The 20,701-nt window shown below is 45.2% G+C and carries 21 protein-coding genes; 12 read left to right on the top strand and 9 right to left on the bottom strand.

Annotated features, from left to right (window positions below; genetic code table 11):
• Window positions 1-112 precede the first annotated feature (112 nt).
• From A3712_RS01090 to A3712_RS01075, 4 genes are all read right to left on the bottom strand, one after another.
• The gene (locus A3712_RS01090) at window positions 113-1,720 is read right to left on the bottom strand and encodes a BCCT family transporter (protein WP_063521909.1); all 1,608 of its coding nucleotides are present in this window, start codon (window positions 1,718-1,720) and stop codon (window positions 113-115) included.
• Between the two features lie 232 nt (window positions 1,721-1,952).
• Window positions 1,953-2,948 carry a membrane dipeptidase gene (locus tag A3712_RS01085; RefSeq protein WP_063521908.1) on the bottom strand — a complete coding sequence of 332 codons (996 nt, stop codon included), beginning with the start codon at window positions 2,946-2,948 and terminating at the stop codon, window positions 1,953-1,955.
• A gap of 208 nt (window positions 2,949-3,156) precedes the next feature.
• The gene (locus A3712_RS01080) at window positions 3,157-4,617 is read right to left on the bottom strand and encodes an aldehyde dehydrogenase family protein (RefSeq protein ID WP_063521907.1); all 1,461 of its coding nucleotides are present in this window, start codon (window positions 4,615-4,617) and stop codon (window positions 3,157-3,159) included.
• 187 nt (window positions 4,618-4,804) lie between these two features.
• Complete coding sequence (locus tag A3712_RS01075; protein ID WP_004741170.1) at window positions 4,805-5,203, bottom strand: RidA family protein; 399 nt, start codon at window positions 5,201-5,203, stop codon at window positions 4,805-4,807.
• A 157-nt stretch (window positions 5,204-5,360) separates the two neighbouring features.
• Between A3712_RS01075 and A3712_RS01070 the strand changes: the two genes are divergently transcribed.
• The 10 genes from A3712_RS01070 to A3712_RS01025 all read left to right on the top strand — a co-directional run bounded on the left by A3712_RS01070 (window position 5,361) and on the right by A3712_RS01025 (window position 13,902).
• Window positions 5,361-6,245 carry a LysR family transcriptional regulator gene (locus A3712_RS01070; protein WP_063521906.1) on the top strand — a complete coding sequence of 295 codons (885 nt, stop codon included), beginning with the start codon at window positions 5,361-5,363 and terminating at the stop codon, window positions 6,243-6,245.
• 758 nt (window positions 6,246-7,003) lie between these two features.
• Window positions 7,004-7,405, top strand: coding sequence for a hypothetical protein (locus tag A3712_RS01065; protein WP_063521905.1), 402 nt, complete (start codon window positions 7,004-7,006; stop codon window positions 7,403-7,405).
• 1 nt (window position 7,406) lies between these two features.
• Window positions 7,407-8,177, top strand: coding sequence for a F0F1 ATP synthase subunit A (gene atpB, locus A3712_RS01060; RefSeq protein ID WP_063521904.1), 771 nt, complete (start codon window positions 7,407-7,409; stop codon window positions 8,175-8,177).
• A gap of 46 nt (window positions 8,178-8,223) precedes the next feature.
• Window positions 8,224-8,460, top strand: coding sequence for a F0F1 ATP synthase subunit C (gene atpE, locus A3712_RS01055; protein WP_004730405.1), 237 nt, complete (start codon window positions 8,224-8,226; stop codon window positions 8,458-8,460).
• A 55-nt stretch (window positions 8,461-8,515) separates the two neighbouring features.
• Entirely contained in the window at window positions 8,516-8,986 is a 471-nt protein-coding gene (locus tag A3712_RS01050) for a F0F1 ATP synthase subunit B (RefSeq protein ID WP_004741166.1), read from the top strand.
• Window positions 8,987-8,997: 11 nt separating this feature from the next.
• Complete coding sequence (locus tag A3712_RS01045) at window positions 8,998-9,549, top strand: F0F1 ATP synthase subunit delta (RefSeq protein ID WP_063521903.1); 552 nt, start codon at window positions 8,998-9,000, stop codon at window positions 9,547-9,549.
• Window positions 9,550-9,557: 8 nt separating this feature from the next.
• The gene (atpA, locus tag A3712_RS01040; protein WP_063521902.1) at window positions 9,558-11,099 is read left to right on the top strand and encodes a F0F1 ATP synthase subunit alpha; all 1,542 of its coding nucleotides are present in this window, start codon (window positions 9,558-9,560) and stop codon (window positions 11,097-11,099) included.
• A gap of 46 nt (window positions 11,100-11,145) precedes the next feature.
• Window positions 11,146-12,015, top strand: a complete 870-nt coding sequence (atpG, locus tag A3712_RS01035) for a F0F1 ATP synthase subunit gamma (protein ID WP_063521901.1) — start codon at window positions 11,146-11,148, stop codon at window positions 12,013-12,015.
• Window positions 12,016-12,058: 43 nt separating this feature from the next.
• Window positions 12,059-13,444, top strand: coding sequence for a F0F1 ATP synthase subunit beta (atpD, locus tag A3712_RS01030; RefSeq protein ID WP_063521900.1), 1,386 nt, complete (start codon window positions 12,059-12,061; stop codon window positions 13,442-13,444).
• 14 nt (window positions 13,445-13,458) lie between these two features.
• Entirely contained in the window at window positions 13,459-13,902 is a 444-nt protein-coding gene (locus A3712_RS01025) for a F0F1 ATP synthase subunit epsilon (protein ID WP_063521899.1), read from the top strand.
• Between the two features lie 156 nt (window positions 13,903-14,058).
• Here the strand turns inward: A3712_RS01025 and A3712_RS01020 are convergent, their stop codons facing one another.
• Window positions 14,059-15,021 carry a nitrilase family protein gene (locus tag A3712_RS01020; RefSeq protein ID WP_063521898.1) on the bottom strand — a complete coding sequence of 321 codons (963 nt, stop codon included), beginning with the start codon at window positions 15,019-15,021 and terminating at the stop codon, window positions 14,059-14,061.
• 107 nt (window positions 15,022-15,128) lie between these two features.
• Here A3712_RS01020 and A3712_RS01015 point away from each other — a divergent pair, with 107 nt between their 5' ends.
• A complete protein-coding gene (locus A3712_RS01015) occupies window positions 15,129-16,016 on the top strand; it encodes a LysR family transcriptional regulator (protein WP_063521897.1) in 888 nt (295 codons plus the stop codon).
• Between the two features lie 137 nt (window positions 16,017-16,153).
• Here A3712_RS01015 and A3712_RS01010 read toward each other — a convergent pair whose 3' ends face one another.
• The 4 genes from A3712_RS01010 to hisD are packed head-to-tail and all read right to left on the bottom strand — an operon-like array spanning window position 16,154 to window position 19,917.
• Window positions 16,154-16,867 (bottom strand): alpha/beta fold hydrolase, encoded by a 714-nt coding sequence (locus tag A3712_RS01010; RefSeq protein ID WP_063522098.1) that lies wholly within the window; start codon window positions 16,865-16,867, stop codon window positions 16,154-16,156.
• A 2-nt stretch (window positions 16,868-16,869) separates the two neighbouring features.
• The gene (locus tag A3712_RS01005) at window positions 16,870-17,874 is read right to left on the bottom strand and encodes a hypothetical protein (protein ID WP_063521896.1); all 1,005 of its coding nucleotides are present in this window, start codon (window positions 17,872-17,874) and stop codon (window positions 16,870-16,872) included.
• Between the two features lie 17 nt (window positions 17,875-17,891).
• Window positions 17,892-18,623: an SDR family NAD(P)-dependent oxidoreductase gene (locus A3712_RS01000; protein WP_063521895.1), complete on the bottom strand. Its 732-nt coding sequence runs from the start codon at window positions 18,621-18,623 to the stop codon at window positions 17,892-17,894.
• Between the two features lies 1 nt (window position 18,624).
• Window positions 18,625-19,917, bottom strand: coding sequence for a histidinol dehydrogenase (gene hisD, locus A3712_RS00995; protein WP_063521894.1), 1,293 nt, complete (start codon window positions 19,915-19,917; stop codon window positions 18,625-18,627).
• 337 nt (window positions 19,918-20,254) lie between these two features.
• Here hisD and A3712_RS00990 point away from each other — a divergent pair.
• A partial coding sequence (locus tag A3712_RS00990; protein ID WP_231891751.1) for an HpcH/HpaI aldolase family protein occupies window positions 20,255-20,701 on the top strand: 447 nt, incomplete at its 3' end.

The raw sequence follows: 20,701 nt of genomic DNA, 5'->3' as shown, positions 1-20,701 counted from the left end.
TCTTCACCAGTACGGGTTTTCTCTTCCTTTCGGAATCTGGTATCAGCCTTATTCCAAGGGCTAATACCTTGTTTCTCTTTCATTGTTAGAGAGCGTTATCTCTACAGTTTCTTTATAGACCCTGCTCTTTCGCCATCTTAATTGCGATTTGAGGCGCATTCCAAAGCGATGGCAGCAAGATTAAGGATACCGGAACCGCTGTAATTACGATGAAAGATTGCAGCGCTGAAATACCCCCAGAGCCTAGTGAAATCAGAATCAACGCAGTTATGCCCATCATCACACCCCAGAAAGTACGGATGATTGCATTCGGTTCTGTCTCACCACTGATTACAACACTGATGGTGTAAGTCATTGAGTCGCCAGTCGTTACGATGAAAATCGTGGTTAAGATCAGGAACAGTACAGAGATAAGCATCGGCATTGGTAATTGCTGAGTTACCGCTAGTAGAGCACCTGGTAAGTTAAAGCCTTCAAACGCTTTACTTACGCTACCTGGGTCTGCGATTTCGAACGCAAGACCAGAGCCACCAACAATCGTGAACCAGAAACAAGTAACAAAGGGTGCAACTAAGCTGATGGTTGAAACCAGTTGGCGAATACTACGACCGCGAGAGATACGTGCAATAAAGATTGCCATCATTGGGCCGTAACCTAGGAACCAACCCCAAAAGAATACTGTCCACCAGCTCAACCAACCTTCGTCACCACGGTATGTCGCCATTGGGATGAAGTTATCGATCATGCTACCTACACCTTGAATGTAGCCATTGAAGATGAAGTTTGTAGGGCCAAAGATAAGGATATAAACCATCAACGCCATTGCCAGAATCACGTTGTATCGACTTAGCATTTGCATTCCGCGGTTAAGGCCGCTCAATGCCGATAATGTGTATAGAACGATAGCGAACAAGATGATGATAAGCTGCGTCGTGAAGCCATCAGGGATGTCAAACAGTGCATTCAGTGCATAGCTCACTTGCAAGCCCAAGAAGCCAATAGGACCAATGGTGCCCGCCGCTACAGCGACAATACAACATGCATCAATCAAAGCGCCGATGTGACCTTTCAGTGCACGTTCGCCTAATACTGGGTAAAGCAAAATACGCGGTTTAAGTGGCAAGCTTTTGTCGTAGTGAAGGTGCATAACCACGATAGACGTTAAGCTGCCGACGATTGCCCATGCTAGGAAACCCCAGTGCATGAAAGATTGCGATAAAGCGTTCACAGCACCTTGCTGTGCGTTCTCTTGTGCACCGTACAGTGGTGGTGGACTAACGTAGTGAGCAATCGGCTCAGCTGCAGCCCAAAATACGCCGCCACCCGCAAGTAGCGTACAGAAGATGATCGCCATCCAACGGAAACCATCCATTTCAGGTTTCGCGATACCGCCTAGAATAACCTTACCTGTTCGCCCTGCCGCTAGGCCAAGACCAATAAGAAATGTCAAAAGAAGTAGTATTTGCCAGTAAGGACCGAATACTTTTACCGACCACGCAAAGCCCTTGTTAACCAGAGTTGATAACAGTTCGCCATCAAATAGGGCCAGTGTCACAAACAGAGCGATAAAACCGCCACTGTACCAAAGTGCCGGGTTGGATAACCCTAATTTGTCTGAGGTAGATTCAGACTGGTTGGTGTTGCTTGTTGCATTATTTGCTGTGTGTGCTTGACCCGCATTTACGCTTGAAGATTTCACGCTATTGGTTAAATCAGACATACTCTGACTCCAGAGGTTTCTTTGCAGCTGTCATAAAAATGATGACTACAAGGGTGTATTTAACACCTGCCCTATTGTTTTTTGTTTTGGGCAGGCTAATCCATGTTTGGGTTACCGCGTTGCGAAATAGACCGTTGTTCCTTTTAAATAGTGATTTTGATTGAAGCAGTACTCGCTAAATGAACATATCTAGCAGACTGTTTATTAGATGCCTATTAGTAAGAAGCGCAGCTTAACTTTGGCTTTGAGGCTCTAGGCCATCTTTCAAAAAGTTAAACCAGTTTTCTCCCAAGACTTGCCCGGCTTCAGACTCACTAAAGCCATGACGCATCAATCCGTTATAAATATTTTCCATACCCGAACTACCACAGAACCAAGGCAACGCATCTGGCCAACCTGAATTACTCGCACAACCTTCACCGTAGTCCATCGCTTTAGACCAACGACCATTTCTCATCCATTCAAGAACGGCTTGAGGCTGGTTTAAACACAGGTCACTGCCAATACCCAGGTGTTCTACGCCCACCATATCAGCGGTAGTTGCAACCATCTGGCAGAAGTCTTCTAAAGTACATTGGCTACCATTAGGTAGGTGGAATGGGTATAAACTGAATCCGATTAAGCCACCACGTGCGGTGACAGCTTTAATCACATCGTTTGATTTGTTACGCAGTGCATCATGAGCAAATGTTGGGTTAGCGTGGCTGATACAAATAGGACGCGAAGACAAATCAATCGCTTCAAGTGTTGAGCGCTCGGCACTGTGGGACATATCGATGATCATGCCTACTCGGTTCATCTCTCCGATGGCTTGCTTACCGAAACGAGTAATACCGGTGTCGTTCTTCTCGTAACAACCCGTCGCCAATAAGCTCTGGTTGTTGTATGTCAGTTGCATGATCAAAAGACCTTGCTTACGCATCACTTCGATAAGACCAATCTCATCATCGATTGGCGAACAGTTTTGAGCGCCAAGGAAAATACCGACTTTGCCGGTCGCTTTTGCAGTCTCAACATCAGCCATTGAATGAATCGGCATAATAAGATCTGCGTTCTGCTCGAATCTTAAGTTCCACTCTGCAAAGCGAGATAAGGTTTCACGAGCCGTCTCGTGGTAAACCGCGGTAGCGTGAACTGCTGTAATGCCGCTCGCCTTTAGTGTTTGGAAATATTCTCTGTTCCAATTGCAGTATTGCAATCCATCTATAACAATCCGTTGCTGGTACATAACCACTCCTATTGAAAGCTCAGTGTTCAAGCTCGGTTTTGAAAACATGCTCAAGTAACATGTTTTCAAAAATGGGTTAAATCACTTCTCTACTGTTATTTCTGTTTGAGTTTGAATGTTGGCCTGACCCTGAGGTTCAGGCCAATTCGATAGCTGGGTAGCGAGTGACTTAATGCCTTGAGCTATCCAATTCTTATATATAGAGCGATTAGTAAGGCCGCTGGTAAGCCGTCTTCACTACTGTGTAGAACTCTTTCGCGTATTGACCTTGCTCACGAGGACCGAAGCTAGATTCTTTGCGGCCGCCAAACGGTACGTGATAATCCGTACCTGCAGTTGGCAGGTTGACCATCACACAGCCTGTTTGCGCTTGTTGCTTGAACAGTGCGCTAGTACGTAGGCTTTGAGTGATGATGCCGCCTGTTAGGCCAAAGCGAGTATCGTTAGTTGTTGCAATCGCTTCGTCCAAGTCAGCCACTCGAATCACGCTTGCCATTGGTGCAAACACTTCTTCTTGGTTAACTTCCCAATCGTTCTTAGTGTTCAAGAACAACGTTGGAGACATATAGAAGCCTTCGTGTTGCATGCTCAAGCGTTCGCCGCCGAATGCTAGCTCACCGCCACTTTGACGCGCTTTCTCAACCCAACCTAGGTTCGCTTCAAGCTGGTTGCCATCAACAACTGGGCCCATGAACACGCCCTCTTCTAATGCGTGACCCACTTTCAGCTCACTCATACGTTTAATCAGTGCTTCAACATACTGGTCGTGAACGCTATCCATAACCACAAGACGAGAAGACGCTGTACATTTTTGACCTGCACCAGAGAAAGAGCCGGCAATAGTTGCTTCAACTGCGGTTTGGATATCTGCATCATCAGCGATAACCAGCGCGTTCTTACTGCCCATTTCCAATTGGCAACGAACGAAGTTTGGTGCGGTAGCCGCTGCCACTTTACGACCCGTATCAACAGAACCGGTAAAGCTGACACCGTTCACTTCTTTAGAGTTGATCAGTGCGTCCCCAACCGTTGAACCGCTACCAAGAACAAGGTTGAACGTACCTGCTGGGATACCTTGGCGGTGGATGATCTCAGTAAGCGCAACGGCACTTGCTGGTGTTAGATTTGCTGGCTTCCAGATAACGCTGTTACCAAAAGCAAGCGCTGGAGCGATTTTCCAAGCTGCTGTTGCTGTCGGGAAGTTCCAAGGAGAGATGATGCCAATAACACCAACGGCTTCACGAGTCACTTCAACAGAAACGCCAGGGCGTACTGAGTCTGCGTTATCGCCAATTTGACGAAGCACTTCAGCCGCAAAGTATTGGAAGAACTGACCTGCACGGTAAATCTCACCACGACCTTCAGCAAAAGGCTTACCTTCTTCACGAGAAAGCAAAGTACCCAACTCATCGCAACGAGCAATCAGCTCATCACCAATGGCTTGAAGCACGGCTTGCTTACGTTCAATCGGTGTTTTTTCCCATTCTGGTTGAGCGCATTTTGCCGCTGAAATCGCTTGTTGAACTTGCTCGCCACTTGCTTGCGCAAAGTTGCCAATGTTTTCAGAAATATCTGATGGGTTAATGTTCGCTACGGTGCTTACACCCGCTTGCCATTCGCCGCCAATGTAAAGTGCGTTTTCTGCTTGAACATTCTGTAAGTGAGTCATCATTCTGTCCTTGTAACGTTAGGTTGCGGTTGAGTCTGGCAACCATCGGATTAATTAATAAATTGTTAATTTATATAGAGAATAAGTATTAATTTTGTATCTAGACGTAAAACTATTCGCTTGTATCAGTAAAGATCTACGTAGACAAACAGCTTAGATTGGCAAATTGCTTCAGTTCACAGTCCATTTATTCAGGTTGAGAAGCCGATGCATAAACCACGAACTCAACCAACATCTCTTCTCTAGCTAGCCCTGCAACAACGACTGCTGCACGATTAGGATAAGGTGCGTTGAAGTATTCTCCGTATACGCTGTTTACCGTTTTCAGGTATTCACGGTCAGTTACGTAAATCAGAACCTGAAGTACAGAATCCATCGATTCGCCTGCACACTCCAAGGTATGAACAAGGTTGTTAAAAGTCTGACGCGTTTGCGCTTCAATACCGCCCTCTACTACTGCGCCCGTTTCATCAATTGGAATCTGAGCCGTGTATAGAGTGCCGTTATTAACGATTGCCCACTCTAGTGGTGCTTTTGAAGCAAAAAGAGCGGTTTTTACTGGGTGTTTTTTAGTTTGTGCGTTCACGATTTCATCCAACTTTGTAACAACTATGTTTCAAGATGGTTAAATACTGCACCTTGACGCCTGATAAATCTAACGGTAAATTTTGTGCATTTGATAAATAAAATCTATCACCTTGCATAAAGTAAGGTATAGCAAGGGCTAGAGAGGGATCGAAGTAATGAGTATTAAGCTACAACAGTTAAAACATTTTGTTTTAGTCGTCGAAGAAGGTGGATTTCGAGCTGCTTCTCACCGAGCCAATCGCTCTCAGGCGGCACTTTCTACTTCGATAAAAGAGCTTGAGAAAATACTCGGCCAGCCACTGTTTGAAACAGGCAACAAATCTACGCTGACACCTTTCGGTGAAATATGCCTACCAAAAATTATCCAATTCTTGAATGTTTACAAAGCATTAGATAATGACTTACGTGCAGCGGCGGCCGGGCAACAAGGAAGAGTTCGAATAGCGAGCGTGCCGTCGGTGGCAGCCAAATTGATCCCTAGCGTGTTAGGGGCCTTTTGTGAACAGTACCCAAACGTTGAGGTGAGCCTCATTGATGATAATGCGGCAGGTGTAGAAGCAAGATTACTTTCTGGAGAGGTGGATGTCGCCCTAGGCAATACCTCCCATTTAGAGGAAGAGAGTATCGACTTCACCCCACTTCTTTCCGATCCTATCGGTGTGGTCTGCTTAAAGGACAACCCTATCGCCGCTCAACCTGAAGGGATCGAATGGCAAACGCTGTTAAAACAGCCCTTTATTCGTAACGGGACTTGCACCCTACTCGATCCAACACCTGCACGTATGCTCAGTGAACAAGCCCTGTATTCGGTAGAAAACATCACTTCTCTATTTTCTGTTTTGGAATTAGGCATTGGGGTAACCACACTGCCTAAGCTTGCTTTCCCAACCAATGAAACACGTTTACTGTGGATTCCTTTGATCGACCCGCCGTTACAGCGTCAAATTGGAATATTCCGACTGTCTGACCGTACTATCTCACCCCAAGCGCAAGCTTTTCATGATTTGTGTATTCAATATCTGAGCTATGAAGCTCCATAAGCAAAATTTAACAAATGGCAGTGCGTCACTGCCATTTGTTACTGGCGGAATACGCTTTAACTGGTCGCATCAACCACAATCAACAAGCTCTGAAGTAGGGTCTGAACTTAATAAAAACCGTTTTAACACTCTCAATTCTTCCCCTCACCTTCCAATCTAACCAACCATAAATATCTCGATGAGTAAGAAAAACGTGGATAACCATTGATGTGACACAGTTTTTCCACGCTTCATGAGTAATAGATAAAAAATATATATTTCTGCGTAAATAAACGCACGCCGCTCGTTATAAATAACCGAGTAGTGATGAATTAACACATCTACCGCCTGACTCTCACCCTTACAAATACACTCAGTAAGTGCATGAAAAGTATAAACTAACCACCTTAAGATCACTTAGCATGACTCTGAATTATTCAGGCAATTCTTAATACTAAAAGTTATCAATAAAGCATCTGAAATATTCATGATTAAAGTGGCATAATTATTAATTTCACAAATGAAAAACACCCATTTCAAAAATGGAATTATTGATGTCGATATTTGTCGTTTTTATCACATAATTTTAGGCGTAGTTTATGTTTTGTCGAAACGAGAGCGAATTAGTTTATATCGTTATATTTCGTCAGGAGATATAAAACCAGCAAGATTATATCTTTGTTAACAAGCAAAATTTTATTAACAAGTAAATGCGAGTAGCAAGACATATTCAAACTGTGTTTTATATGAGCTAACACTGTTAAATATAAGGTTTTATTATGAGGCTTAACGGGATAAGTGGTGACATCCTTGTTGCTGCTAAAAGAGTTGTTCTCTGCCAAATAGTATTAGCCGTCGGTGTAGTTTTATATGAAGTGTTTTTTGGTAATAAGGTAGATATGGAATCATCAGCTTTGGGCATTGTTATTGCGATGTTACCTCCGCTGTTTGGTTTTATATATGCAAGCCTAAAGGTGCGCAAGAACTCTAATTATAGTTTACGTGACTTAATGCAAATGAGTCGTGTCGTGAAAATAACTTATACGTTCTTAATGTTTATCTTGGCATTCCAGTTTTTCAAATTGGATAATCCAGTAATATTGTACGCATATATTTTCACTATGGTTGGGTACTTCTTAACACCATTTATTACTGCCTCTACAAGATCGGAGTACGTGTAGTATGGATCAAGTAACTACCGCTCACGAATACATAGAGCATCACTTAACCTTCTTAACTACAGGTGATGGTTTCTGGGCGTTCAACATCGACTCGATGTTGGTATCTTGGATTACGGGTTTACTGTTTATTGGAGCTTTTCGATACGTAGTAACCAAGGGCACCAGCGGTGTTCCAGGTCGATTTCAATGTTTTATCGAACTGATATTTGATTTTGTAAACAACCTAGTAAAAGAGATTTTTCAAGCGGAGGATAAATTAATAGGACCACTGGCATTAACCACTTTTGTTTGGGTGTTGTTGATGAACGCGGTCGATTTATTACCAATAGATTTCATACCGGCATTAAGTCGTGCGATAGGTCTAGAACACTTTAGAGATCTACCGACGGCAGACGTAAATATTCCAATGTCGATGGCACTCGGTGTATTTATCTTACTGTTAACTTATACGTTTAAAAATAAAGGATTGAAAGGCTTTATCAAAGAGCTTACTACTCAGCCATTTGATAACCCTCTTTTATACCCTGTTAACTTAGTTCTTGAATTAATAACATTAATTTCAAAACCTATATCACTAGGCTTACGATTATTCGGAAACATGTATGCAGGTGAGATGATATTTATTCTTATCGCATTAATGCCATGGTGGATGCAATGGGCACTGAGTGTTCCTTGGGCACTATTCCATATATTAATCGTATTCTTGCAAGCATTTATATTTATGGTACTGACCGTTGTTTATTTAGGTATGGCAACAGAAGAACACCACTAATTAATAACTAAAAATTTAACCAACAAATTATTTATCGGAGATACAAATGGATATCGTAAGCGCAGTTTTATATGTAGCAGGTGCATTACTGATTGGTTTAGGTGCGGCAGGTGCAGCGTCAGGTATTGGTAACTTGGCAGGTAAATACCTTGAAGGTGTTGCTCGTCAACCAGACCTTACTCCAATGCTTCGTACTCAATTCTTCATCATGATGGGTCTTGTGGATGCAGTACCAATGATCGGTGTTGGTATCGGTCTATACATCATCTTCGCCGTGGCTTAATCAAAAAGCTTTGAAAAGATCGATTTGTAATTAATCAAGATTTAGCGAGGAAGGTATGAACTTAAATGCAAGCATGTTCGGGCAAGCAATCTCATTCGTGATTTTTGTTTGGCTATGCATGAAATATGTATGGCCCCCTCTCACCGCAATGTTAGACGAGCGCCAAAAAGAAATTGCTGATGGTTTACGCCATTCAGAGAATGCAGCGAAAGAACTAGAACTAGCAAAATCCAATGGCGCACAACTTGTCGAAGATGCAAAACGCAACGTCACTGAACTGATTGAACAAGGCAAAAAACGCCGCAACGAAATCATCAGCTTAGCGCACGAAGAAGCAGAGCAAGAAAAAGCTCGCATCCTAGAGCAAGGCAGAGCCGAACTAGAAAGTGAGCGTCAAAAGTTACGTCGTGAACTTCAGGCAGACATGGCAGATGCCGTTATTCAAAGTGCACAGAAGCTGATCAACAAAAACCTAGATTCAGAAACGAACCGAGCGTTAGTTGATCAGCTCATTAGCGAACTGTAAGCGGAGGCAGTATGTCAGATTACACCAATATTGCTCATCCCTACGCCAAAGCCTCATTCGACTTTGCTTTGGGTGAAAACAAGTTACAAGAGTGGCACTCGATGCTTTCGATTCTTGTGGCAATAACGGAAGAAGAAGCGATCGCTGATCAGATTATCTCAGCAGAAGGGGCAAGCGCCCAACAAACTGAACAGCTCGCCAATCTCATCATTCACGTTTGCCAAGGGTTGGTTGATGAACACGTTATCAACCTAATTCGAGTGTTGGCTGAGAATGGTCGCCTTTCCGTCGTAAAAGACTTGTTTAGCTTGTTCAACGAGCTGAAGGACGAACATGAACGTGTAATTCCTGTCACTGTCACCAGCTCAGAATGCCTTACATCAGGTCAAGTTACCTCATTAACGGCTGCACTTGAGAAGAAATTAGAGCGTCAGGTTGAATTAGAACAGGTGATTGATGACTCACTGGTCGGTGGGATTGTCATCAAGGCGGGTGAAACCGTTATCGATGGTTCATTGAACACATCAATAAGCCGATTAGCTAATCAACTTCACGCGAGATAGGTAATAAAATGCAATTAAATTCAAATGAAATTAGTGATCTAATTAGAGAACGAATCTCGCAATTTAACGTGAGCACTGAAGCTCGCAACGAAGGCACTATCGTATCGGTTCGTGATGGCATCATCACCATCAATGGCCTTGCAGATGTGATGCAAGGCGAGATGATTGAACTACCTGGTGGCAAATACGCACTTGCACTTAACCTAGACACCCACTCTGTTGGTGCTGTGGTAATGGGTCCTTACATTGACCTTTCTGAAGGCATGAAAGTAAAAGGTACTGGGCGTATCTTGGAAGTACCAGTCGGTAATGGGCTCCTAGGCCGTGTAGTAAACACTCTAGGTGAGCCAATTGATGGTAAAGGTCCAATAAGTTGTGACCGTCTTGACCCTGTAGAAGTGATTGCCCCAGGTGTAATTGAGCGTAAGTCTGTAGACCAGCCTATTCAGACTGGCTACAAAGCGGTAGATACCATGGTGCCTATCGGTCGTGGTCAACGTGAACTGATCATCGGTGACCGTCAGACAGGTAAAACGGCATTAGCAATCGACGCCATCATTAATCAGAAAGACTCAGGCATCAAATGTGTGTATGTGGCGATTGGTCAGAAAGCATCAACCATCGCTAACGTGGTTCGTAAGCTCGAAGAACACGATGCACTTAAAAACACCATTGTGGTTGTCGCATCAGCTTCAGAATCAGCAGCACTGCAATACCTAGCACCCTACGCGGGTTGCACCATGGGCGAATACTTCCGTGACCGTGGTGAAGATGCACTGATCATCTACGATGACCTATCCAAACAAGCGGTCGCATACCGCCAAATCTCATTGCTACTTAAACGTCCACCGGGTCGTGAAGCCTTCCCTGGCGACGTATTCTACCTTCACTCACGCCTGCTAGAACGCGCAGCACGAGTCAATGCAGAGTATGTAGAGAAGTTCACTAACGGTGAAGTGAAAGGCCAAACAGGCTCATTAACTGCGCTTCCTATCATTGAAACTCAAGCAGGTGACGTATCGGCATTCGTACCAACCAACGTAATCTCGATTACCGACGGTCAGGTTTTCCTACAGACTCAGCTATTTAACGCAGGCTTACGTCCAGCTGTTGACCCAGGTATCTCGGTATCCCGTGTGGGTGGTGCTGCGCAGTGCAAGATCATCAAGAAGCTATCTGGTGGTATCCGTACTTCACTGGCTCAATACCGTGAATTGGCGGCATTCGCTCAGTTCTCTTCTGATCTCGATGAGATGACGCGTAAGCAACTTGACCATGGTGAGCGTGTGACTGAACTGATGAAGCAAAAGCAGTACTCCCCTATGTCGGTTGCAGAGCAAGCTACTGTGATTTACGCGGCTGAAAAAGGCTACCTAGTCGATGTTGAGCTAAACAACCTAGCCCGCTTCGAAGAAGAGCTGATCGCGTACGCCAAAGCTCAAAACCCAGCGCTGATCGACAAGATTAATGCGACAGGTGATTACAACGACGAAATCGATAGTGCTCTTAAAGAGATTCTAGAAGGTTTTGTTGGGATGAAAGCTTGGTAAGTGCTCCGGTTTGTTAGCTGGAAACAAAAACAAATAGGAGCAGATTATGGCAAGTACTAAAGAAATTCGCACCAAGATAGCCAGTGTTAGTAACACTCAGAAAATCACAAGTGCAATGGAAATGGTCGCGGCAAGTAAGATGCGTAAGGTTCAAGACAACATGACTCAGACGCGACCATATGCCGAAAACATGCGTAAGGTTATCTCCCATGTTGCATCAGGGTCGCTGGAATACCAGCACCCTTACCTTCAACAGCGTGAACCTAAGCGCGTGGCTTACATCATTATTTCGTCTGACCGCGGCTTATGTGGTGGCTTGAACTCCAACTTGTTCAAGAAAGTGCTGGAAGAAATGGAGCAATGGCGTGCTAAGGGTGTTGAGGTGGAAACTACCTTAATTGGTTCAAAAGCTATCTCATTTTTCCAACGCGGCGGCAATGTTATCGCACAAACGTCAGGCCTAGGTGACGCACCTAAGTTAGAAGACATCTTAGGTACGGTTAACGCGATGCTTGGTCACTATGACGAAGGCAAAATCGACAGCTTGTACTTAGTCTACAACCAGTTCGTTAACACCATGGTTCAAGCTCCAACGACTTTACAGCTTCTACCCCACCCTTCTGACTCGGAGGCAGACGGTGAAGCCAAGAAAGAACGTCGTTGGGACTACATCTATGAGCAAGCGCCAAGAGACATACTCTCTGAACTGTTACACCGATACATCGAATCTCAAGTGTATCAAGGCATCGTTGAGAGCATTGCCTGTGAGCAAGCTGCCAGAATGGTAGCAATGAAAGCCGCTACCGACAACGCAGGCCAGCTCATCGATGATTTGCAATTGGTGTACAACAAGGCACGACAAGCTGCCATTACCCAAGAGCTGAGTGAAATCGTCTCAGGTGCTCAAGCTGTCTAAGGGCAGACAAGAGCGGGTCAGAATAGAATTTGAGGAATTACACATGAGTGTAGGAAAAATAGTAAAAGTGATCGGCGCGGTGGTCGACGTCGAGTTTAGCGGCAATAACAGCCCGCGCGTTTATGATGCATTGAAAGTCACTAGCGACGAAGCAAGCTCGCTAGTATTAGAAGTTCAACAGCAACTGGGTGGCAACATTGTTCGCTGTATTGCGATGGGTACATCAGACGGCTTGCGTCGTGGCCTAACCGTTGAAAATACAGGCTCTCCAATCACCGTTCCGGTAGGTGAAGAAACACTAGGCCGTATCATGAACGTACTTGGTCAACCTATCGATGAAAGTGGTGAAATCGGCCAAAAAGAGAACTACGAGATCCACCGCGAAGCCCCTTCTTATGAAGAACAAGCGAACAGCACTGAATTGCTTGAGACAGGTGTTAAGGTTATCGACCTTATCTGTCCATTCGCTAAGGGTGGTAAAATTGGTCTGTTTGGTGGTGCAGGTGTAGGTAAAACCGTCAACATGATGGAGCTTATCAACAACATCGCCAAAGCTCACTCAGGTTTGTCTGTGTTTACCGGTGTAGGTGAACGTACTCGTGAAGGTAACGACTTCTACTACGAGATGAAAGAAGCTGGCGTACTAGACAAAGTTGCCATGGTTTACGGCCAAATGAACGAGCCACCGGGTAACCGTCTACGTGTTGCGCTTACTGGTCTAACTATGGCTGAACGCTTCCGTGATGAAGGCCGTGACGTACTGTTATTCATCGATAACATCTACCGTTACACGCTTGCGGGGACAGAAGTATCTGCGCTGTTAGGTCGTATGCCTTCAGCGGTAGGTTACCAGCCAACATTGGCGGAAGAGATGGGCGTACTTCAAGAGCGTATCACGTCAACAAAACAAGGATCTATCACCTCTATCCAAGCGGTATACGTACCTGCGGATGACTTGACTGACCCGTCGCCAGCAACAACCTTTGCTCACTTAGATGCGACCGTTGTACTGTCTCGTAACATCGCGGCACTGGGTTTATACCCTGCAATTGACCCGTTAGATTCAACGTCACGTCAATTGGATCCGCTGATCGTAGGCCAAGAGCACTACGACATTGCACAAACGGTTCAAACCACGCTGCAACGCTACAAAGAGCTTAAAGACATCATCGCGATTCTTGGTATGGATGAGCTTTCTACCGAAGATAAGCAGGTCGTATCTCGCGCACGTAAGATTGAACGTTTCTTAACTCAGCCTTACCACGTAGCGGAAGTCTTTACCGGTCAGAAAGGTGTGTTTGTACCACTCAGCGAAACGCTAAGAGGCTTCAAAGGCCTATTAAATGGTGAATACGACGACATTCCAGAGCAAGCATTCTTGTACTGTGGCTCTATCGACGAAGTGCTTAAAAAAGCGAAATCACTCTAACAGGTAGGTGCATCATGGCTATTGGAATTACAGACAATACATTTCAACTTAATATCGTAAGTGCGGAAGGTACGCTGTTTTCAGGGCCGGCATATGCCCTAGCCGTTTCTGGAGCAGATGGTGAACTCGGGATTCGTCCCGGTCATTCTCCGCTTCTCAGCAAAATAAAACCGGGCGTGACGGTGTTTGTCACCGACCCAAAAGCAGAAGATGAAGTGCTTTATGTGTCTGGTGGGATAATTGAAGTTCAACCCGATGTAGTGACCGTGTTGGCCGATACTGCTTTGCACGCAAAAGACATTGATCGCGCTCGCGCTGAAGAAGCTAAACACGCTGCTCTAGAAAACATCAATAAGGGCAACGTAGACGTTAACTTCGCACAAGCTCAGCTTGAACTAGCAAAAGCGATTGCTCAACTTAGAGCTGCGGATCTTACTTCGTCTCGAACTCGCCACTAAACATAGGCAATTGCTTATCCCAGTGTAGATAGTCTCCCAACTTAAAAACGATTTAAGTGGGGAGACTAAATTAAGAGCTAAAGAACAGACCCCTTGCCCACTTATCCATTAATCACTCGCTTGACTCGCTCACTTTACCCACCAGTACCTTCGACATTATTTCTCTGCAAAACGCGCTTGGTGTGGGTCCAGTTCATTACCTAACGACTGCGTCAGTGCATGATAAAGCTCTGGCTTACGACCACGAATCCAACGTCTCCCGGTACACATATCTAACTCTTCGGCTTTTAGCTTTGCAATTACCATGTCGTTACCAACGCTGTCCGTCTCTGTGATGATCTCCCCGTAAGGGCTTAGGATCATCGCATTGCCTGTCCTTACTTCATCCATATCAACGCCAACGCCGTTACTGAACACCACAAACATACCGTTATCGTGTGCTCTTGCCGGTAGCCACCTCATTAGCCACTCACGACCATTCTTGCCCTGCATTTCAGCACGAATCGCTTCTGGGTTTTCATCTCGATTAATCCATAGTTTCGGGTCAATCCGCTTCATCGCATTTCGGCTACGTGAATGGCAACCGCCCGTCTGATGGGGTGCAATCAATATATCGGCCCCTTTCAAAGCGGTAATTCGAACGTTCTCAACCAAGTTGTTATCCCAACAAATCAAGATACCCACTTTGCAACCGTGGGGCGTATCAAACACTGAGTATTGATCGCCGCTACTCATATACGGGCTTACGAAAGTGTGCAATTTGCGATGCTTTTGTACTTCCCCATTTGGCATCGCGAATACATAAGTGTTGTATAACTCGTCATTCACATCCTGCTCTATCAAGCCCGCACCAACGCTCAGTCCAAATCGTGTTGCCAACGAAACGAGCTGTTGAGTGGATTCGCCGCTCGGTACTGGCTCCGCGAGTGCTTCGATTTCGTCTCGCGCTAAAGCAGACACATGCCAGTAGCCAGTAATACACATCTCAGGGAAGCTGATGATCTCTACACCACTGCCCGCCGCTTGTTGAACGTAATGCTCAATCACCGATAAGTTGTAAGCCTTGTCGCCGGCATGATGGTTAAACTGGATCGATGCTACTTTGATATCTCTTTTCATGATTCGTCCTCTAATTTTCGCTTTATCCGATTTGCTATGAAGCCAGTATAAAAAATCACTTCAATTCCATATAATGAAAGATATTCTCAGTTTGATTAGCATTTGGAATGGAATTTGATTTACTGAAGGCATTTTGTCAGCTGGCTAAGTCGGGAAATTATCGTTTGGCTTCAGAGCAGCTCTACATTACTCAGTCGGCACTCACCAAAAAGATTCAGCGGCTTGAATCCAATATTGGAGCGAGCCTGTTCTCTCGTGGTCGAAATGGCGCAGAGCTAACACACGCAGGCAAGACGTTACTGGCAGATGCCCAACGCTTGGTCGATTCAATGCAAACCTTTGAGCAGCTTTCTGGCTCGGTGGTCAACGGGACAGAGGGGCATTTAAACATTGGATTTGGCGTGTCCACTTATCATAAGGCACCTAAGATGATTGCAGCGTACAAACAACAGCAGCCGAATGTTCGCATCACCTTGAATGACACCCCTTCTAAGCAGCAGACGGATGAGTTATTGAGTCACGAACTCGATATAAGCTTCAATCGAATCCCCTGTTCGCCCGTTCTAAACAGCCTAACGCTTTTCGATGACTCCCTTGTGATTGCGATACACAAAGATCTTCTCAAGCAAGCGCCAAGCAAAGCTCTGATTATCTCTGAGTTAGCGAAATGGCCTTACCTAAAGCTCGCTCAATATCGCGGCCCGGGCCTAGACAAACAGATCCAACAATATTGCCTAGCGAACAACCTCGATCTATCAAAGACGCAAGAAGCTGATGATATCCTTACCTTGCTAGCGTTAGTCTCGGCGAACATTGGCTTCACCATAGTACCGAGCAGCGCACAGCAGATAAGCAACACCAAAGTTGAATTCATTGCATTACAAGGTGAACACGCCACTTGGCCTGTCGGATTAATATGGAATGGAGAGAGTGAGAATCCACTCAGGGATAGATTTCTAGAGTTTGTGGCGAAGCAGGTAAGAAGCGGCTTGTAAGTCAGCGATGGCTATTAGTGCTTAGGTAAGGTGCAAAGTGCAGTGGCAAACATGGTAACAAGTGCAATAAAAAGCGCACTGCACTTTATATTGCATACACTGCATGAAAAGTGGCTTCTTCAGCTCACTATAAAGAATCATAGCTGACTGGCTTCAAACCAACTACGAATATGCTGCGCAACGATCTTTGGATGCTCCATTGTCGATAAGTGTCCGCAATCAGGAATGACGTGAAGCGATATCTGCTTGATGTGTTTTGCCATCAACAAATGATTATCGATTGGACATAAAAGGTCATCTTTGCCAGTAATGATCAACGTAGGAACCTGGATATCGGCCAGTAGTGGTCTCGCATCAGGACGAGTCGCCAACGCTTGAGCATGAGCTTCAAACCTTTCAACGCCAATATTGTTCGCCATTTGCGTGATTCTTTGAGTCAGCTCTTGATTTGCTAACTGGTTCGGATGAATAAGCACTGGCATTAGAATATCAGGCGTTATTGACTCAAACTCCCCTGCTTTTGCTTTATCAACCAAGGCGTTTCTTTTTTCCGACACTTCTGGCTTTTCATCTGCAGAGTTGGTGTCCATTAAGATCAAACCTTTCACGCGTTGTGGCGCTTGTCGAAAGACTTCAAACGCAAGAATGCCGCCCATAGATAAACCGCCAAGCACGAATCTTTCCGGGGCGTTCTCAAGCACTTTACTCGCTAAGGCTTGCATGGATGTGTCGGTTCCCAAATCACAAGTAAAAGGAGCCACCCAATCGGGCAGCTCTTTATTGACGTCTTGAAACAACGCTTCATCACATAACAAACCAGGTAACCATAACAGTGGTACTTCTGGTTTCATCATTAGTTTTCCTGCAGTGTTTGTGGCTGGTCAGAACCCAATACCACGTAGGTGAAACTCGTACCTCTTAGGTTCTCTAGGCTGTACGATGCACCTGTTGGTACACTAAACACGTCGCCAATCGTCAACACCAGTTGAGCTTGTTCGCCATCTTTCACCAGGTTGAGCAAAGTATCGCCTTCAAAGTTAATCAACACCTGCTTTTCATCACGTTGGTGAACGGGAATACTCGCCCCTTCCGTTAACTCGTACGCCATGATGCTCACGTCATCCACGCTCTTAACTTGGAAATCGTAGCTCGCAGATGGGTGACCCGTTAATGCAAACTGTTTAACGCCAGGCTTGTCAAAATCACCTGAGATTTCTCGGTAATCCTTTTTCAGTGCAACGAAAGGCATCATCTGCTCAGCTGTGTAGGTATCAAACTTGCTCAGCTCTTCGTCCGTTAGTAGTGGCATCAATTCAGACTCACTAGGCACTGCGTCACCATCAACGGTATCAATCAGCGTGCCGTCTGCTTTTAGGTATAAACCATAGCCTTGGCTGTCTGTAATCACGCTTGGGTGCCAAACCACGCCACCGCCAGAGTTGTCACCACCTAACACAGAGTACATAAAGCCGTAATCACGCCCTACCACCTCAAAGCCTCGGAACAGGTTCGTCGGAATCGAGATAACATCACCGTGCGACAATACGGCTTCGTGTTCACCTTCGTTACCCCAGTAGAATCTAAACTGACCTTTGAAAACCACGAATAGCTCAGCAGTATGATGAGAGTGCAGAGAGTTCTTGATGCCTGGAGGCTGACCTGCTGCACCAATGTTAAAGCCTGCCGTTTCACGAATATGAACATGTTGACGGCTGCTTTCAGCCACACCAGCACCAATAATACAGAAGTTGTCTTTTAGGTCGCTTCCCGGTGTACGTGCATCAATGAAAGCACTCGTGCCTGGGATAAGCTCCATGTAACGAACGAGATTGTTATTTATTGTAGTTTGTAGAGTCATTCTAAATTCCTTCTTACCTAACCTAGCGGTCTTCCACCATCGACTGCGATGGTGTTACCGGTTGAAAATGTCAGTATCTCTGCAGCTGCATAAACGGCGTTGGCAACCTCTTCGTCACTCGCTAGTCGTTTAAGCGGTGTCGACTGCTCTTGTGCATTGCGCCATTCATCATCTAACCCTTTGACAAATTCGGTATCCACTAAGCCAGGAGCAACAGCGAGTACTCGGATATCTGGAGATAAAGCACGGCCTAATGAACGTGTCATGTTTTCAACCGCTGATTTACTCGCACAATACGCCACGTTACTACCCATTGCCGTTTGTGCTGCAATCGAAGTGATGTTCACTACGCAACCCTTAGCGCTGCGAAGTAAAGGTTCAAACGCGCGAACCATCGCAAATGGAGCTCGAACATTGACGCGCAAGATCTTGTCTATCAGCTCATCATTCAAAGATGCTAAATCATTGTGCGCGACAAACTTTGTCATACCTGCACAATTCACTAGCAAGTCTAATGAATCCGACGACTCTTTAACTTGGTCCGCTAATGCGCCAATCGCAGAGCTGTCTTCAACATTCAGTTGATACATGGCATGACCAGAATCTTGCAAGCTGTCCAAGATCTGTTGTGCTGCAACTTCATTGCTGTTGTAGGTAAAGACAACGCGATAGCCAGATTGCGCTAATTTGTGACATATGGCGGCACCGATGCCGCCACTGCCGCCTGTAACTAAGGCGAGTTTTGTCATGTTATGCCTCTACCGATTTTTCTTTGTAACGACGTACACGAATGTCTGCTTGCTCTTTGTGACCAGCGAAACCTTCTAGTGCACATAGTCGTGAACAGTACTCACCTACTTTTAGTGAAGCCGCTTCAGTTACGCGCTGGTAAGTACATGTTTTAATGAATTTACCAACCCATAAACCGCCGGTGTAACGCGCAGCTTTGTTTGTTGGCAGTGTATGGTTAGTACCGATACACTTATCGCCGTAAGAAACGTTCGTTTCACGACCTAAGAACAATGCGCCGTAGTTAGTCATGTTGTCTAGGAAGTACTTAGGATCTTTTGTCATTACTTGTACGTGTTCAGAAGCAATGTCATCTGCTACTTCAACCATCTTTTCGTAGCTATCACATACAATAACCTGACCGTAGTTTTCCCAAGCTTTACCAGCTACTTCAGCAGTAGGAAGAATCGTTAGCTGACGCTCAATCTCTTTTACTGTCTCTTCTGCAAAAGCTTCGCTATTCGTTAGCAGTACCGCTGGAGAGTTGTAACCGTGCTCAGCTTGACCTAGTAAGTCCGCTGCTGCTAATTCAGGGTCACATCCCTCTTCGTCTGCAATCACAAGCGTCTCTGTTGGGCCAGCAAACAAGTCAATACCAACACGACCAAACAGCTGACGTTTGGCCTCTGCAACAAATGCGTTACCCGGACCAACGATCATATCAACTGGAGCAATCGTTTCTGTACCCAGTGCCATTGCACCTACCGCTTGTACGCCACCAAAACAGTAAATTTCATCCGCACCAGCCATCGCCATTGCCGCAACAATCGCCACATTTGGTTGACCGTTAAAAGGAGGAGCACAAGCAATCACACGCTTCACGCCAGCCACTTTCGCAGTAAGAACACTCATGTGCGCTGATGCAACCAATGGGTACTTACCACCTGGGATGTAACAACCAACACTGTTTACTGGCACGTTTTTGTGGCCCAGTACAACACCCGGCATGGTCTCTACTTCAACATCATGCATTGAGTCACGTTGGATCTGAGCGAAGTTACGAACCTGTGTTTGTGCAAATTCGATATCGTGCTTAGTAGATTCGTCCAATGCGTCCACACATGCCTGAATTTGGTCATCTGTTAAGCGAAACTGCTCCGGCGACCAGTTATCAAATTTTTCTGAAAGCTCACGTACTGCACTGTCACCTTTCTTGTCGATGTTAGAAAGGATGTTCTCAACCGTTTGACGTACTTGCGCGTTGTTTGATGCTGATGCTTCTTCAGTGATGCCGTGTTTTAGAATGCGAGCCATGCTTGGTTCTCCTTGTGGCGTATGCCTAGTGTTTGCTTATGTGTAGTTTTAACAGAGTTATTTTTGTTTTGTATTAATTTGGATACGAATGCAAAGCAAAAATAAACATTTTTCTAACATTTAGCAAATTCATTTCTCAACCTAAAAAATTCAAGGCAAGCCATTGTTTTAAATAACAAAAGTATTTAAAAACGGTTAGTTACGATGTCTATCGGATTAAAATACAGTCAATTTATGTTGCATTGATCACATTTTTTCACTCTTTTTTTACAACAACACATGTTAAGTTTTGCATACGTTTGCAATAAAAACGAAAAGTAATGGAGAATAAAAAGTAATGGATAACTTTAAGAACACACTGAGCAACACCGAGCTACTTGGCACCTTTGTCAAAACCCCTCACCCACACATCATCGAAGTGCTTGCGTTGGCTGAACTCCCTTTCATTGTGCTAGACGCGGAACACGCCCCTTTTGATAGATCGACACTGGATAGCTGCATTCTGGCTGCGCGCGCTAGTCAGCTTCCTTGCGTAGTTCGAGTTCAAGATAGCCAGCCATCGACCATTTTGAATGCGTTAGATTGCGGAGCGACAGGAATCCAGATCCCACATGTATGCAGTGCCGAGCAAGCAGAAAAGTTAGTGAAGATGTCCCATTACGGTGAAGGTGGTCGAGGCTATGCAGGCTCAAGCCGCGCAGCAAAATACGCAACCAAACCGATGGCCAATCACCTAAAGGACAGCCAGTACAACACGGTTGTCATTGCACAAATTGAAGACCCA

It is taken from the genome of Vibrio sp. HI00D65 (assembly GCF_001635455.1).
In the GTDB taxonomy this organism is placed as follows: domain Bacteria; phylum Pseudomonadota; class Gammaproteobacteria; order Enterobacterales; family Vibrionaceae; genus Vibrio.
The sequence above is the reverse complement of the archived record's forward strand: the minus strand, read 5'-3'. Positions and strand labels throughout refer to the sequence as shown.

Bases quoted from the DNA above. Each gene is read 5' to 3' on its own strand.
- A3712_RS01090 (WP_063521909.1), bottom strand. From the start codon at position 1,720: ATGTCTGATTTAACCAATAGCGTGAAATCTTCAAGCGTAAATGCGGGT.
- A3712_RS01085 (WP_063521908.1), bottom strand. From the start codon at position 2,948: ATGTACCAGCAACGGATTGTTATAGATGGATTGCAATACTGCAATTGG.
- A3712_RS01080 (WP_063521907.1), bottom strand. From the start codon at position 4,617: ATGACTCACTTACAGAATGTTCAAGCAGAAAACGCACTTTACATTGGC.
- A3712_RS01070 (WP_063521906.1), top strand. From the start codon at position 5,361: ATGAGTATTAAGCTACAACAGTTAAAACATTTTGTTTTAGTCGTCGAA.
- A3712_RS01065 (WP_063521905.1), top strand. From the start codon at position 7,004: ATGAGGCTTAACGGGATAAGTGGTGACATCCTTGTTGCTGCTAAAAGA.
- atpB (WP_063521904.1), top strand. From the start codon at position 7,407: ATGGATCAAGTAACTACCGCTCACGAATACATAGAGCATCACTTAACC.
- atpE (WP_004730405.1), top strand. From the start codon at position 8,224: ATGGATATCGTAAGCGCAGTTTTATATGTAGCAGGTGCATTACTGATT.
- A3712_RS01050 (WP_004741166.1), top strand. From the start codon at position 8,516: ATGAACTTAAATGCAAGCATGTTCGGGCAAGCAATCTCATTCGTGATT.
- A3712_RS01045 (WP_063521903.1), top strand. From the start codon at position 8,998: ATGTCAGATTACACCAATATTGCTCATCCCTACGCCAAAGCCTCATTC.
- atpA (WP_063521902.1), top strand. From the start codon at position 9,558: ATGCAATTAAATTCAAATGAAATTAGTGATCTAATTAGAGAACGAATC.
- atpG (WP_063521901.1), top strand. From the start codon at position 11,146: ATGGCAAGTACTAAAGAAATTCGCACCAAGATAGCCAGTGTTAGTAAC.
- atpD (WP_063521900.1), top strand. From the start codon at position 12,059: ATGAGTGTAGGAAAAATAGTAAAAGTGATCGGCGCGGTGGTCGACGTC.
- A3712_RS01025 (WP_063521899.1), top strand. From the start codon at position 13,459: ATGGCTATTGGAATTACAGACAATACATTTCAACTTAATATCGTAAGT.
- A3712_RS01020 (WP_063521898.1), bottom strand. From the start codon at position 15,021: ATGAAAAGAGATATCAAAGTAGCATCGATCCAGTTTAACCATCATGCC.
- A3712_RS01015 (WP_063521897.1), top strand. From the start codon at position 15,129: ATGGAATTTGATTTACTGAAGGCATTTTGTCAGCTGGCTAAGTCGGGA.
- A3712_RS01010 (WP_063522098.1), bottom strand. From the start codon at position 16,867: ATGAAACCAGAAGTACCACTGTTATGGTTACCTGGTTTGTTATGTGAT.
- A3712_RS01005 (WP_063521896.1), bottom strand. From the start codon at position 17,874: ATGACTCTACAAACTACAATAAATAACAATCTCGTTCGTTACATGGAG.
- A3712_RS01000 (WP_063521895.1), bottom strand. From the start codon at position 18,623: ATGACAAAACTCGCCTTAGTTACAGGCGGCAGTGGCGGCATCGGTGCC.
- hisD (WP_063521894.1), bottom strand. From the start codon at position 19,917: ATGGCTCGCATTCTAAAACACGGCATCACTGAAGAAGCATCAGCATCA.